At 67.1% G+C, this 14,362-nt stretch carries 13 protein-coding genes; 7 read left to right on the top strand and 6 right to left on the bottom strand.

Annotated features, from left to right (window positions below):
- The first annotated feature begins 28 nt into the window (after positions 1 to 28).
- Positions 29 to 1,066: a TetR/AcrR family transcriptional regulator gene (locus ACMX2H_RS11030; protein WP_414960537.1), complete on the top strand. Its 1,038-nt coding sequence runs from the start codon at positions 29 to 31 to the stop codon at positions 1,064 to 1,066.
- A 59-nt stretch (positions 1,067 to 1,125) separates the two neighbouring features.
- Here the strand turns inward: ACMX2H_RS11030 and ACMX2H_RS11025 are convergent, their stop codons facing one another.
- The 4 genes from ACMX2H_RS11025 to hpaH all read right to left on the bottom strand — a co-directional run bounded on the left by ACMX2H_RS11025 (position 1,126) and on the right by hpaH (position 4,719).
- A complete protein-coding gene (locus ACMX2H_RS11025) occupies positions 1,126 to 1,878 on the bottom strand; it encodes an ArsR/SmtB family transcription factor (protein WP_414960536.1) in 753 nt (250 codons plus the stop codon).
- A 48-nt stretch (positions 1,879 to 1,926) separates the two neighbouring features.
- Positions 1,927 to 2,994 carry a zinc-dependent alcohol dehydrogenase gene (locus ACMX2H_RS11020; RefSeq protein ID WP_414960535.1) on the bottom strand — a complete coding sequence of 356 codons (1,068 nt, stop codon included), beginning with the start codon at positions 2,992 to 2,994 and terminating at the stop codon, positions 1,927 to 1,929.
- 136 nt (positions 2,995 to 3,130) lie between these two features.
- Positions 3,131 to 3,949: an HpcH/HpaI aldolase family protein gene (locus ACMX2H_RS11015; RefSeq protein ID WP_414960534.1), complete on the bottom strand. Its 819-nt coding sequence runs from the start codon at positions 3,947 to 3,949 to the stop codon at positions 3,131 to 3,133.
- On the bottom strand, positions 3,934 to 4,719 hold the full coding sequence (gene hpaH / locus ACMX2H_RS11010; protein WP_127512373.1) for a 2-oxo-hept-4-ene-1,7-dioate hydratase: 786 nt from the start codon (positions 4,717 to 4,719) through the stop codon (positions 3,934 to 3,936). Before hpaH ends, ACMX2H_RS11015 begins: the two co-directional genes overlap by 16 nt.
- 286 nt (positions 4,720 to 5,005) lie before the next feature.
- Here hpaH and ACMX2H_RS11005 point away from each other — a divergent pair, with 286 nt between their 5' ends.
- The 6 genes from ACMX2H_RS11005 (at position 5,006) to ACMX2H_RS10980 (ending at position 12,052) form a co-directional block, all read left to right on the top strand.
- Positions 5,006 to 5,623 (top strand): flavodoxin family protein, encoded by a 618-nt coding sequence (locus ACMX2H_RS11005; protein WP_414960533.1) that lies wholly within the window; start codon positions 5,006 to 5,008, stop codon positions 5,621 to 5,623.
- Positions 5,624 to 5,649: 26 nt separating this feature from the next.
- Positions 5,650 to 6,939, top strand: a complete 1,290-nt coding sequence (locus ACMX2H_RS11000) for an MFS transporter (RefSeq protein WP_414960532.1) — start codon at positions 5,650 to 5,652, stop codon at positions 6,937 to 6,939.
- Between the two features lie 202 nt (positions 6,940 to 7,141).
- Positions 7,142 to 8,833, top strand: a complete 1,692-nt coding sequence (locus tag ACMX2H_RS10995; protein WP_414960531.1) for an FAD-dependent oxidoreductase — start codon at positions 7,142 to 7,144, stop codon at positions 8,831 to 8,833.
- Entirely contained in the window at positions 8,830 to 10,059 is a 1,230-nt protein-coding gene (locus ACMX2H_RS10990) for a cytochrome P450 (RefSeq protein ID WP_414960530.1), read from the top strand. Before ACMX2H_RS10995 ends, ACMX2H_RS10990 begins: the two co-directional genes overlap by 4 nt.
- 166 nt (positions 10,060 to 10,225) lie before the next feature.
- The gene (locus ACMX2H_RS10985; RefSeq protein WP_414960529.1) at positions 10,226 to 11,497 is read left to right on the top strand and encodes a hypothetical protein; all 1,272 of its coding nucleotides are present in this window, start codon (positions 10,226 to 10,228) and stop codon (positions 11,495 to 11,497) included.
- An 84-nt stretch (positions 11,498 to 11,581) separates the two neighbouring features.
- The gene (locus tag ACMX2H_RS10980; RefSeq protein ID WP_414960528.1) at positions 11,582 to 12,052 is read left to right on the top strand and encodes a hypothetical protein; all 471 of its coding nucleotides are present in this window, start codon (positions 11,582 to 11,584) and stop codon (positions 12,050 to 12,052) included.
- A gap of 70 nt (positions 12,053 to 12,122) precedes the next feature.
- Here the strand turns inward: ACMX2H_RS10980 and ACMX2H_RS10975 are convergent, their stop codons facing one another.
- Both ACMX2H_RS10975 and ACMX2H_RS10970 read right to left on the bottom strand, forming a co-directional pair.
- On the bottom strand, positions 12,123 to 12,722 hold the full coding sequence (locus ACMX2H_RS10975; protein ID WP_414960527.1) for a protoglobin domain-containing protein: 600 nt from the start codon (positions 12,720 to 12,722) through the stop codon (positions 12,123 to 12,125).
- A 108-nt stretch (positions 12,723 to 12,830) separates the two neighbouring features.
- The gene (locus ACMX2H_RS10970; RefSeq protein WP_414960526.1) at positions 12,831 to 14,360 is read right to left on the bottom strand and encodes an MFS transporter; all 1,530 of its coding nucleotides are present in this window, start codon (positions 14,358 to 14,360) and stop codon (positions 12,831 to 12,833) included.
- Positions 14,361 to 14,362: the final 2 nt, after the last annotated feature.

Raw genomic sequence — 14,362 nt, 5'->3', positions numbered from 1 at the left:
GCGGTGCCGCGGCGGGAAGATGGAGGTCATGAGGACAGCCGACGAAACGCCCGAACTCCCCCGCGGCATTGCCCTGGCGTGGGGGGTGGCTGCCACGCCTCAGCGTGGGCCCAAGCGGGAGCTCAGCATCGAGGGCATCGTGGACGCGGCCATGGAGATTGCCGATGCCGAGGGGCTGGCGGCCGTCTCCATGACTGCCGTAGCCGCGAAGCTCGGTTTCACTACGATGTCGCTATACCGGTATGTCTCGGCCAAAGACGACATGGTGCTGCTCATGTACGAGCAGGCGCTGGGGGTGCCGCCGCGGCGCGATCCGGAGGCCGGCTGGCGGGAGGCCGCCAAGAGTTGGTTCCATTCGCTGCTTGCCGTATACCGGGCACGGCCCTGGGTGCTCGATATCCCCATGCAGGGGGTCCCGTCAACGCCCAACAGTGTGGCCTGGATGGACGCCGGCCTAGCCACCTTCGAATCCACGCCGTTGAGTTACGCCGACCGGTTGTCGGTCACGCTGCTGTTGAGTGGCTACGGCTACTGGCAGGCGCTGATCGAACGCATGTACATGCAGGCTGCCCCGGACGACCAGGCGCTGGCCGAAGTGGAGCGGAGCCAGGAACAGGTCTTGATGTCTTTGGTGTCGCCGGAAGAGTTCCCGACGGTAGCCCATGTGCTGCAGTTGGGCCTGTTGGGCCCGGAAAGCACCAACGACCCGTTCGGCGTCGGCTTGGAGTTGGTGCTGGATGGAATAGCCGGCCGGATCGATGCCTCACAAAAGCCGGAAGCAGACGGCGCGAACGGCACACAGGGCACGCCTGCCGAAGGTGCAGAAGGCGCCTCCGCGGCAACGACTCCGGAGATCGACGCCGCCGTGTTGAAGGATCCCGGAGCCCGCGAGGCGTCCCGAAAGCGCCGCGATGCCGAAACCGCGCTGCGCCAAGCTGAACAGCAGCTGCGCGAGTCACAGCGTAAGGAGCGGGAAGCCCTGGGTAAGGCGCGTGAGCGGGCACGGAAGCAGGCCGCGAAGGCGGCCAAGCTTGCCGAAAAGGCAGGCCGCCCGACCTCCTGCTAGCGGCCGCTTGGGTGCCCGGCCCCTCGCAAGGCGGGCACCGCCGTCGTGCGTTCGCCGGCTCAGGTGTACATCAACGAACCCGGGGTGGTGAGCAGCTCGCCGGTTTCCAGCCAGGTCTTGAGCCCGGAGAGGATCATTGGCCAGCCGCCGTACAGCTGGTCATTGGCGCCTTCGCGCAGCTGGTCGTGCGTGACGGTGAGCCGGCAGGAGTCCTCCACCTGCTCGATCTCCCAGGTCACCCGCGAGGTGCCTTCGGCGATCACGTCCTCGCCCCAGAGCGCACGCATGGTCTGCACCAATTTGCGCGGTGGGTCCACTTCCAGGTTTTCGCCCTCGCCGAGCGGGGCATCCGCACGGGGATTGGTCATGGTGTAGTGGGAGCCCGGTGTCCAGTCGGTCTCGATCCCGTTGCCGAAGTTGTACTTGCTTCTGATCTCGCTGTCCGTGATGGCCTCCCAGAGCTTTTCCGGGGTGGTGCGGATGTAGATCTCGAAAATCTTTTCCATGGGATTTTCCAATCGGGATTTGAGGTCGCTGAGCCCAGCGGCCCACGGCTGTGCATACTTGCTCACCCAGCGGTCGTGGATGAGCCGGATGGGCACCGGATTGAGGAAATGGAGTTTTTCCCGGCCGCGGCGGCGGGTGACCACCAAGTTGGCCTCTTCCAATTGCCTCAGGTGCTTCATGACTCCAAAGCGCGTGATGTTGAAATGCGCTTCCAGCGCGGTGAGGGTCTGCCCGTCCTCGCGGAACAGTTCATCCAGCAGTTCTCGCCGGGTGGGATCCGCCAACGCTTTGAACACGGCATCCATAAGCCCATGATAGGTGACCAATTGGTCACATGTCGAGGCCTTTTCAGATCACAGGTTGGGCTGCAGCACGGCTTTGATGAGCGGCCGCCCGACGGCGTCGGTGCTGCCGTCAGCAGTCAGCCGGAGTGCTTCCACGGCCCGGTCCATGGGATAGGTGGTAATCAGGCGCTCGCCTAGATCCGGCAGGCTGGCGAGAAAAGCCAAGGCGTGTTCAAAGTCCGGACGGGTCGAGATGAAGCTGTGCAGCACGTCAAGGTTCTTACTGGTCCGGACCACGGGCGCCGGTGCGGTTCCGGTGGCGTACATCGCCACCATGACCAGACGGCCCAGGGGGCGCAGTTCCTCGACGGCCCGAGCCAAATGCGTACCCGCGCCGGTCGCTTCAATCCACACGTCATAGCTGTCCGGCCGCGGTCCGGTGGTGCTGTCCAGTCCCAGACTGGCGGCCAGTTCGACTCGGGCCTGGTGCCCGGGGCCCTCACGGCCGATCATCGTCACCGCGGCGCCGGCGCGCTGTGCCATCAAGCCCGCGAGCAGGCCGATGCTGCGGGTGGTCGACACCGCTACCCGCTCCCCGGGCTGGATCCGGGCCACGGTTGCCACCGCCCGCCAGGCGATGGAGGCAGGCTCGGCGAGAACCGCGGTGGTGTCAGGGACCGAGTCCGGCACGGGCACCAGGTTGCGCCACGGTACCAGCGCCCGGGAGGCTGCTTGTCCATGCTGGGTCAGCCCCAGGCCGGACCGTCTGGCGCAGAGGTGCGGCTGGTCCGCCCGGCACGCCGCACAGTGCCCGCAGCCGACGGTGGAAATCGGCACCACACGGGTCCCGGGGGCGAGCCATTCCGGTACCAGCAGCCCGGCACGGACCACCGAGCCGACCGACTCGTGGCCCAGCACCATGCCGAGCGGAACCGACGCCGCCGCCGGGTCGGCACGGTAGACAATGACGTCCGATCCGCACAATCCGCAGAGGCTGACCCTGAGCTCCACTTCGTCTGCGCCGGGCGCACGGAGCGGGTGGTCGATCAGCCCGACGCCGCCGGGCTCGGCCGAGACGCGTGCCAGGGCGGGGTTCATGGCCCGCTGACCAAGTGCGCGGCCGTGTGCAGCTGCCATTTCTCACCCTCCTCGACCACGCGCAGATTCGCTGCTCCGATCTTAACGCCGGGATCTTAACGCCGTGGCAGGACGACAGCGGTGCTTGGGTGGGCTGCGAAACCCACCCAAGCACCGCCGTCGTTGTCTGCTTCGATCAGTAACTGGCCGGCGTTCCTGCGGCGCTGTCCCCGTCCGACGGGAGGTACTTGGCGGCCAGGGCTTCGGAGCCGCGGGCCAGCAGCGCCACGTCGGCGCCGACGCCCACAAAGTCGGCGCCCCACTCCATGTAGCGGCGGGCCGAGGCTTCGGCGAAGGCATTGACCCCCACAAACTTGCCGGCCGCCTTGGCCGCCTTCAGCGCCTTCTCCACGCCGGCAACCACCTCGGGATGCTCCTGCTGCCCGATCACGCCCATCGACGCGGCGAGATCGGACGGGCCGATGAAGACGCCGTCCACGCCGTCCACCGCGGCGATCTCGGCGGCGTTCTCCACGGCCTCCGCGGACTCGATCTGCACGATCAGGGTCAGCGTTTCCTCCGCGCGGGTGAGGTAGTCCGGAATCCGGTTCCAGCGGGCCGACCGGGCCAGCGCGGACCCGACGCCGCGCACGCCGGCCGGCGGGTAGCGGGTGGCTGCCACCGCCGCCCGGGCCTGCTCGGCGGTGTGCACCATCGGGATGATCAGCGTCTGCGCGCCCAGGTCCAGGTACTGCTTGATCAGCACCGTGTCATTGACCGGCGGACGGACCACCGGGATGCCCGGGTAGCCGCGCACTGCCTGCAGTTGGGCCAGCACGGACTCCAGCCCGTTGGGGGAGTGCTCGGCGTCGATGAAGATCCAGTCGAAGCCGGCGCCGGCGCACAGCTCGGCGATCAGCGGCGAGCCGGAGCTGACCCAGATGCCGGCCAGCGGGCGGTCGGCGGCGGCCAGTGCGTCCTTGAAGGACGGATCGGGTTCTACTCGAAACGGCATGTGATGGTTCCCAGCTGTCCGTAGTCCGCGAACACGGTGTCGCCTTCGTGGACCCACATGGGGCGGGTGAAGGAGCCGGCCAGGATGGTTTCGCCGGCCTTGAGGTGGTCGCCGTGCGGGGCGATCTTGTTGGCCAGCCAGTAGACGCCGGCGGCCGGGTGGTTGAGCACGCCGGCGGCCACGCCGGTCTCCTCCACCGTCTGGTTCTTGTACAGGATGGCAGAGATCCAGCGCAGGTCCACGTCCTGCGGGCGGACCGGGTTGCCGCCGATCACCATGGCGCCCATCGCGGCATTGTCCGAGATGGTGTCCACGATGGTGCGGCCTTCCATCTCGATCCGGGAGTCCAGGATCTCCAGCGCGGGAACCACGTACTCGGTGGCATTCAGCACGTCGAAGATGGTGGCGTTGGGGCCCTTGACGTCGCGGTTGAGCACAAAGGCCAGCTCAACCTCGATGCGCGGGTGGGTGTACTGGTCCCACTTCACCGTGCAGCCGTTCTCCAGGATCATGTCATCGAAGATGATCCCGTAGTCCGGTTCGCTGATGCCGGTGGCGTACTGCATGGCCTTGGAGGTCAGCCCGATCTTGCGGCCGGCCAGAGTCCGCCCGGCAGCCTCGCTGCGCTCCCGCCACAGGTTCTGCACCTTGTAGGAGTCCTCAATGGTCATCTCCGGGTACCGGGCGGTCAGCCGCTGCACCGGCGTCCGGGTCCGCCCCGCCTCCACCAACTCGTCGGCGATGGACTCGATCGTTGACTGGTCAAGCATGCTTGTGGCACCACTTCCTTGTTCCTCAGGACCGCGACTGGCCCTTCAGCTGGGCGGCGGTGCGGTCCCGGCGCCGCACGGGAAGGGCGCCAGCACCATCTTACGGTGGCGCGTGTCACCCCTTGTAAGTTGGTTACGGCGTGGGGGAACAACGACGGCGGTGCCTCCCCGGGTGCCTCGGCCGGCCACTGCGGGGCCTCGGGTGACTCGGCTGGACGGGCATCACCGGACGGTGAGCCGGGCGCGCACCCTTCCGTGCCGGCGGCATAACCTGCAGAATGGCGCCATGGAGGAGACAAAGCTCAACGCCCTGGCCCTGGTCTGCACTTTGACGCCGTCACCTAAACCGTCCAGCAGCGAACTGCTGGCCCGGCAGGTGATCACGCAACTGTCCCGGCAGGACGTCGACTGTGAGCTGCTCCGGGTTGTGGACCATGACGTCAAGCCCGGCGTGCAGACGGACATGGGCGAGGGCGATGCCTGGCCGTCCATCCGTGCCAAGGTGCTGCAGGCGGACATCCTGGTGCTCGCCACGCCGATCTGGCTGGGCCATCCGGCCAGCCTTGCCCAGCGGGTGCTCGAACGACTGGACGCCGAGCTGTCCGAAACCGACGAGGCCGGCCGGCCCAGCATGTTCGACAAGGTCGCGCTGGTGGCGGTGGTCGGAAACGAGGACGGCGCCCACCATGTCACGGCCGAGCTCTACCAGGGACTGGCCGACGTCGGCTTCAGCATCCCGGCCCAAGGGTCGACGTACTGGGTGGGCGAAGCAATGCATGGGACCGATTTCCAGGACCTGCAGGAGACTCCCGACGTCACGGCGACGACCACCGCCACGGCGGCCCGGAACGCCGTTCATCTGGCCCGGCTGCTGCGCCGCGGCCCGTATCCTGCGCAGGTGTAGGGGCTGCCCCCGGCTAGGGTAGGCAAGTGAACTCCTTCCTTCGCAAGCCCTGGACCGGACGGATCGGTGCACTGCTGGGCATCCTGACCATGGCGCTGAGCTTGCGCGCCGCGGTCTCCGCCGTGGGCCCGCTGCTGGGTGAACTGGGCCCGGAACTGGGCTTCGATGCGACTACCATCGGCGCGCTGGCCATGCTGCCGCCGCTGGTCTTCGCGGCGGCCGGCCTGTGCACACCGGCGCTGATCCGCTGGCTCGGGCTGGAAAAGGTGCTGGTCGCGGCCGTGCTGCTGGCCGTCGCTGGCCAGGTGGGCCGCGCCGCCGTCGACGGGGTCTGGCCCTTCCTGGGCCTGAGCGCGGTGGTGATGGCCGGGTACGGCATGGGCAACGTGGTGCTGCCGCCGCTGGTGCGGAAATACTTCCCGGACCGCATCGGGGCGGTCACCGCCGGCTATGTGACGCTGCTGGCGGTGGGCACCGCGATGAGCCCGCAGTTTTCCGTCCCGTTGGCCGAGGCCGCCGGCTGGCGGGTCTCGCTGGCGCTCTGGGCGTCGGTCAGCGCCGTGGTGCTGGTCCCGTGGGCAGTGCAGGCGGCACGGGACCGCCGCAAGGGCAAGACGTACGACGGCGGCACCCCGGCTCCTGCTGCTGCCTCGCCTGCAGCCGGAAAGCTGAACCCTTGGCGCTCGCCGGTGGCTTGGGGGCTGGCTATCTTCCTGGCCGGTAATTCCGCACAGACCTACGTGTACTTCACCTGGTTGCCGCCATATCTCACCGCGCACGGCATCGACGCGGCGGCGGCGGGCTCTGCCCTGGCCTACTTCGCCATCCTGGGGCTGCCGGTCAGCCTGCTGGTGCCGCTGATCGTGCCCCGGCTGAAGCATCCGCTCGCCGCGATCCTGGTGTTCACCCTGTGCTGGATTGGCGGGCATGCGGGGCTGCTGCTGTCGCCGGAGAGCGGCACCTGGTGGTGGGTAACGCTGTCCGGGCTGGGCCAGGGCACCTTCGCCGTCGCGCTGCTGATGGTCAACCTGCGCTCGCGCACCGTCCACGGCTCGGCTGTGCTGTCCGGCTTCAGCCAGGGTCTCGGTTACGCCGGCGCCAGCGTTGCTCCGCTCCTGTTCGGAGTGGTCCACGAATCTACCGGCTCGTGGACTGCATCCTTTGCCATGCTGGGCGCCTGCATTGTGGTGATGCTGGTTGGAGCGGTCATGATCAACGGTCCGCGCTGCATTGAGGACCCCCCAGGAGCCGGCCGCAGGCGCAAGGCCGCGCTGAATCCGGCGGCCGACACGGAGCGGCAAGACGCACACCGCTGACGCAGCGCGGAGGGCCTTCCGCCGCGCCGTCCACCCGGCCTAGACTCGATTCACTTGAACATGAGTCACCTTGGGGCCCCTGCCCGGGCCCGCCTCGGGGCCTCACGGCCTGCCGGGACGGGGGCCGTCACGGTTCAGTCCTGAGAGGCACCGGCCGCATGGCGGATCACGGCCGGAAGCCGACAAGAGGAAGAAGTGCGGCATGCGGATCGCCGTCGATCTCACAAAATGCCAAGGCTACGCCCAATGCGCCTTCCTTGCCCCGGAGGTCTTCCGCATCCAGGGGGACGAGGCGCTCACCTACGACCCGGACCCGGACGAAGCGCAGCGCATCAAAATCCGTCGGGCCGCTGCCGCGTGTCCGGTCCAGGCCATCAGCCTGGAGCACACGGACGGGCCGAACGAATCGCAGCATCCGGAAGGACGGCCGGGGACGGCTGGCGTTGCCGGAGACGGCCACGGCAGCTCGTTCAAGAAAACAGGCCGGATCGTCATTGTCGGTGCATCGCTGACTGGGCTGCACGCGGCGGAGCGGCTGCGTGAGGAGGGCTTCACCGGTCCGCTGACCCTGGTCGGCGAGGAGCCCCACGAGCCCTACGACCGGCCGCCGCTGTCCAAACAACTCCTGGCCGGGACGATGAGCTCCGCAGATACTTCGTTGCCCCAACGCCGGGACATCGCTGCCAGCTGGCGGCTGGGAGTCGCGGCGACCGGGCTGGACCTGCGGGCCAAGCACGTCCGGCTCGCCGACGGGAGCCGGATCGGCTTCGACAAGGTGCTGATCGCCACCGGACTGCGCTCCCGCCCCTGGCCGAACCCTGCCGAGGCAGCGCTGGAAGGGGTCTTGACGTTGCGCACCCGGGAGGACGCTTTGAAGCTCCGGCAGTTCCTGGCCGGGCGACCCCGCCGGGTGCTGGTCATCGGCGCCGGGTTCATCGGCTGCGAGGTCGCGTCCGTGTGCCGTGAACTCGGTCTCCCGGTCACCGTTGCCGAGGCCGGGCCGGCGCCCCTGGTCGCGGCCCTCGGAGGTACGATCGGCGCCATAGCCGGCGACCTGCAGCTCGAGAAGGGCGTGGATCTGCGCTGCGGCGTCCGGGTCACTTCCCTCGAAGGGGATGCCGCAGGGCGGCTGCGCCGGGCCGTCCTGTCCGACGGGACGACGGCTGAGGCCGACGTGGCGGTCGCCGCACTGGGCTCCGTGCGCAATGTCGAATGGCTCGCAGACTCCGGGTTGGCCTGCGGTGTGTGGGGAGTCGCCTGCGACGCCGGCTGCCGCGCTTTCGACGCGAACGGCCTGGTCACCGATGACGTCTTCGTGGCCGGGGACATAGCGCGCGCCCCGCAGCCGATGTACGGCTACCAATTCCTTGCCGTGGAGCACTGGGGCAACGCCATCTCGCAGGCAGAGGTTGCTGCGCACAATATGGTCAGCCGCGAAACCGAACGCTGGCCGCATCTGGCGGTGCCGCAATTCTGGTCGGTCCAGTTCGGCACCGAAATCAAGAGCGTCGGGGTTCCCTCGGCCGCCGATGAAGTCGCCATCGTCCAAGGATCGGTGGCCCAGCGGCGCTTCCTGGCCGTCTACGGCTACAAGGGCCGCATTGTCGCGGCTGTTGCCTTCAACCAGAACAAGTGGCTCGAATTCTACGAACCGTTGATCGAACAGGCCGCGCCCTTCCCGCCCGCCTTCCACCACGTGGACGAGTCGGCCGATGGGCACGCCGTGCCGGCCGGCTTCAAACCGGCGGTCAGCCCCACCCAGGACGCAACCGTCGTCGTGACCGGCCACGACCCCAACGAACGCCGCGCCCGACTGACCCATCCTGCCGCCGGCGACACACCGTCCCGGAGGCCGGCGGAAACCGCGCAACGATCTAAGGAGCATTCGCCATGACCCACGCCAGCTCCTGGGAGCAGGTCCTCGACTACTCCAACCGGGCCAACCCCTACCCGTTTTATGCTGACCTCCGCAAAACACCGGTGACGCGGCTGCCGGACGGAACTTACCTGGTCAGCACCTACGCCGAGGTCGTCTCGCTGTTGCACGATCCGCGGGTCAGCTCCGAGATCAGCCGCAATCCTGCCGCAGCCGCCGCCGGTGTCTCCGGGGACCAGGGCGACGGCGCCGACATGACGCCAACGTTCCTGAGCATGGATCCGCCCGACCACGATAAGTTCCGCCGGATGACCATGCGCCACTTCGGGCCGCCGACGACGCCCGGCCGGATCGCCGGGATGGAGCCACGGATGAAGGAAATCGTCACCGACCTGATCGACAAGATGGCGGATCGCAGCAGGATCGACGTCGTCGATGAGCTGGCCTATCCGCTGCCGGTCACGGTGATCTGCGAGCTGCTCGGCGTGCCTGAGAGCGACGAGCAGCGCTTTCGGGTCTGGGTGGACGTTGCCCTGCAATCCACTGATCCGGGTCTGGACCCTGAAACCCAGCAGAAAAAGCGAGCGGAAGCCGGCGCGGAGCTGCGCGCCTTCATGGAAGAACTGGTGGAGTCCCACCGGAAGTCACCGGGCGACGACATGCTCTCGGCCATGGCCACCGATGAAGGGCCGGAAGGCAGCATGCCCGCGGATCAGCTGGTGGGCACCGGCCTGTTGCTGCTCATCGCCGGACACGAAACCACCGTGAACCTCATCGTCAACGGCGCCCTGACCCTGCTCCGCCACCCGGCCCAGCTGGAGCGGCTGCGCAACGACCCCGAGCTGGCCATCCCGATGGTTGAGGAACTGCTGCGTTATGAACCGCCGGTGCATTTCGTCCCCTTCCGCACAGCCCTCGACGATATCGACATCGCCGGCACCACTATCCCGGCCGGGGCCTCCTTCACGCTGCTCCTGGCCGCAGCAAACCGGGACCCGGCCCACGTCACTGACCCCGACCTCTTCATCCCGGACCGGCCCAACAACGGCCACCTGGGCTTCGGCGGCGGCATCCACCTCTGCTTCGGAGCACCCCTGGCCCGGCTGGAAGCCCAGATCGCCCTCACCGCATTCGCCAGCAGAATCAAGAACCCGAAGCTGGTGGACGACCCGCCGGCATACCGGCCCAGCCCGTTCCTGCGGGGGCCTTCCCACCTCCCGGTAGACATCGACGGCATCGCCTAACTGGAACGCGCCGAGGCCGGCCGCGGATACCCCCGACAGCCCTCCTGCTGCTGCCGCCGCAGTTCCCGCGAGGCGCCGGCCTCAGGAATTCCCAAGGTACGGGGCAGATTTTGCGGTTACTGTGAGCCATCGGTAAGAGCACATGGGGATGTTTGGGGGAACCGAAATGTTGTCTAACCGCCTTGATGAGGTGCGTCCGCAGCGCACACGCACCTCGCGGATCCTGGCTTACACGGCCGCGGCATCCGCCTTTGCGTTGACCGGGGCGTTGATCGCGGGCACCGCGGCGCCGGCTGCGCCGGGCGGCTTCTCCTCGCCGTCAGCCAGTCCATCAGCGAACCCGACCACCACGCCAGCGCCGTTGCAGCAGATCATCGCCAGCAAGGCGCTCGGGATCGGCGGATCAGCTCGCTACGGCAGTACCCTCACGGCGACCGGATCGTGGACCGCAGGAGCCGTAGTCAGCTACCAGTGGCTTCGGAACTCCACAGTTATCCAAGGGGCAACGACGCCGTCCTTGAAGCTTGGCCTCTCCGATGTGGGAGCGAAGATTGCGGTGCGGGCTGTCATCCGCAAGTCCGGCTACGCCACCCGAACCGACACGTCAGCGCTGGTCACGGTGAGTCCGGCACTCTTCACATCCGCACCTGCCCCGACGATCTCCGGGACGGCGAAGGTGGGGCACAAGCTCACGGTGTCGGCGGGAGCATGGGCGCCGGCTGCAGCAGCCCTCGCCTACCAGTGGTACCGCAACGGCCAGGCGGTCAGCGGGGCAACCGCGGTGACCTACACCTTGGCGGCGGCGGACAAAGGGGCCGACCTCAAGGTCCGGGTGCGCGCCAGCAAGGGTGGCTACACCACCACGGACCGGCACAGCGCCCCGGTCAAGGTCGCCGCAGGAACCATCAGCGCCACCAAGGCCTTCAAGATCAGCGGCACCGCCCGGTACGGCAGTACATTGAAGGTCTCGCAAGGCTGGACGCCGGGCGTCAAGATTGCCTACCAGTGGTACCGCAACGGAAAGTCGGTAAAGGGTGCCACCAAGTCGTCGTTCACCTTGTCTGCAAAGGACATCGGCGCCAAAATCACCGTCCGGGCTACCGTCACGAAGCCCGGCTACTCCTCCCGAGCAGTCACCGCCAAGGCCGTCTCCGTGGGTAAAGCGGTGTTCAGCGTGAAGACGGCGCCGAAAATCTCGGGCACCAAAAAGGCGGGGGCCATCCTGCGGACCAGCACGGGATCGTACTCGGCGAAGCCGACCTCCTACGGCCACCAGTGGTACCGCAACGGCAAACCGATCAGCGGAGCGAAGAAGTCCAGCTACAGGGTGGTGAAGGCCGACCGAGGCCAGAAGATCAGCGTCCGCGTCACCGCGAAGAAGAAGTACTACGTCAACAAGACGGCACGCAGCGCATCGGTGCGGATCGCAACCCGCTAGGCGCCGAGTGCTCCTGACCTGACGGCGACGACGGCGGGGCTGCCTTACCCGGACGTAGGATGGGTCCGGATAAGGAGGCCCATCATGGATCGCCTGCGTATTGCGGCACGGCTGGTGCTGCCGGCCCTCTGGCTGGGCCTGATCATCGGTATTTCGCTGATCGAGGCACCGCTGAAGTTCCAGGCTCCCGGCATCACCATTCCGCTGGGGCTGGGGATTGGCCGGCTGGTGTTCACCGCGATGAACGTTGTGGAGCTGGTGCTTGCCGGGCTGCTGGTGCTGTCCTTGGTGGGGCAGCGCGTGGACCGCAGATTCTGGGCTCTGGTGAGAGGCGCCGTCGTCGTGCTGTTGGCCAAAGTGATGGTGATCCGGCCGCTGCTCAACCGCCGGACTGACATGGTGCTGGCAGGCACCGACGACGGCGGGTCCGCGCTCCACTACGTGTACATCGCGGCAGACGGCTTCCTGATCATCCTGCTGGTCTTGATGCTGGTCGCCGCAGCACGCCGTTGGGTTCCGGCGCCCGCCGTCGAACCCGAGCGGCACCGGCGCTGAGCCCTGGCTGCGGGCCCGGCACCGCCAACCGGCACCGCCAACCGGCAACCGCCCGCCGGTCACCCCTCGGTTACCACTCGCCCGGGAGCGCGTAGGGCCGGGACCACAGTGCAATCTGCAGGATCACGGCCTTCAGCCAGGCCTGCATCATGGCATCCACGTCCTGCGCGGAATCACTTCCGCGGGACAGGAAAGGCCGCATGGTGGTGACCACCGGTCCGATCAGTGCGATCAGGTACCGCAGCGGGACCACCCGGGTGGAGCCCACATGGTCTGTGTCGTTCTTGTGCTCGGGAGTGTGCCGCAGGGCTATCTCGTTCTGGTAGTCCAGCCACTCCTGGTCATAGGGCTTGGTGCAGGTGTCCCGGATCCACTGGCCGAACCGCAAGCGGACTGCTCCCAGATACTCTGCGATCGGCGGGCCGTCCGGACGGGAGAAATGCTCCACCAGATGGGGCTGGCTCGCGATAAAGCCATACCAAACGTCCAGTATCTCCTCGACCTGATCGTCGAGGACCGCCCCGGCCCGGCGCAGCATGGCGGCATCCTCCTCACCAAACATCGCGCTTGCTTTGAGCTCTTCGAGTTCGGCCAGCGTGACCGGTGACTGGGGCACCGTGCCGTACTCGTAACCCGGGATGTCGGAACCGCTGGCTGCATGGACTGACATGGCAATGCCTCCGTCGAAGGGGTGAATGCATGATGCCCGAACCGTCATTAATACTCCCGCCCGGCAGCGGGGTCAACGTTCGCACCGGGCTGGTGGACCCGGACGGACCTAGTTGCCGAAAGCGGGTGGTGCGACCTCGTCCGGCCGGGCTTCTTGCTCCTTTTTGCTGCGCTCGGACGGAACGGTGACAATGATCGAGGCAATGGCGATGACCACCATGAACACGTTAAACAGCAGCCCGACGGCGCCGCCGAAGCGCAGCGCCACGTTGTCTTGGCGGCCGAGGAAGATACCCCAGGACTGGATGATTTGCGGGTCCACCGCCTGGGCAGCCACATACAGGGCAGCGGAAATGGCGACGCCGATCGCGTTGCCCAGCGACGACGCCATCTTGTAGATGCCGGAAGCGGCGCCGACTTGGGCATCCGGGACGTTGGACAGCGCAGCATCGGTGGACGGCGTGGCGTAGAAACCCAGGCCAACACCGAAGAGCGTGAATCCGATGACCGTGAGCACAATGTACTCGCCGATGCGCAGGAAGGTGGTGGAGCACAGCAGGATCCCGATCCCGGTGATCATGCTGCCCCACAGCATGGGCTTCTTCGGACCGAACCGCTGCAGCAGCTTCTCACCCACGCGGATGGTGGCCAGGATGGCGACCAGATAGCCGAGCGTCATCAGGCCCGACTGCAGCGAATTCAACCCGGCGGCGACCTGGACCAGTCCCAGTGAGACGATCAGGGTGCCTGCCGCGCCGTTCAGCAGGAAGTTGGACAACGTTGCGCCGGTGAAAGTGCCGTTGCTGAAGAGCTTCAAGTCCACGAACGCGAAGCTTCGGTGGGTCTCGATCTGCAGGAAGAGCAGGCCGAACACCACGAACGCGGCGACCAGGCTCAGCCCGGTCCAGCTGAACCAGCCGATCGCCGGGCCCTGCGAAATGTAGACGTTGATGGCCACCAGCATGATGATGAAGCAGGCCAGGCCGGCCCAGTCGAAGTGGCGTTCGCCGGCGTTCGGATCGATGGGGGCACGCGATTCCGGCGTGCCCCGGAGCAGGAACAGCGCCAGCACGGACAGCACGATCGAGATCCAGAAGATGGACCGCCAGCCTAGGAAGGAAGAGGCCATCAGCCCGCCGAACAGCGCGCAGAAACCGGACCCGCCCCAGGAGCCGATGGACCAGAACGACAGCGCACGCTGCCGGTCCTTGCCCTCGTAATAGCTCTTGATCAAAGCCATGGTGGAGGGCATGATGCACGCCGCGGAAAGTCCTTGGATCGCGCGGCCACCGAGCAGCATGAAGTCCGTCAGCCCGCCGAGGTTTTCCGGCGTCAGCGCGATCAGCAGCGACCCCAGGATGCTCAAGTAGATGCCGGCGAACATGATCTTGGCGCGGCCGATCCGGTCGGCAAGTCCGCCGGCGACCACGATGAAGATTCCGGAAAACAGCGATGTGATCGATACGGCCAGGTTGGCCAGCGTTTGTTCGACGCCGAGCTGGTCCTTGATGCCGGGGATGACATTGAGCAGGGTCTGGGCGAAGAGCCAGAAGTTAATGACGGCCAGGACGATGCCCAGCAGCCACTTGTCGGTCGGTTTCCAATCGGTGCGGACCGGGGCGGATGTTGATGAGGTCATGG

It is taken from the genome of Arthrobacter sulfonylureivorans, assembly GCF_047607445.1.
GTDB lineage: Bacteria > Actinomycetota > Actinomycetes > Actinomycetales > Micrococcaceae > Crystallibacter > Crystallibacter sulfonylureivorans_A.
This window is presented reverse-complemented; position numbering and strand designations above follow the sequence as displayed.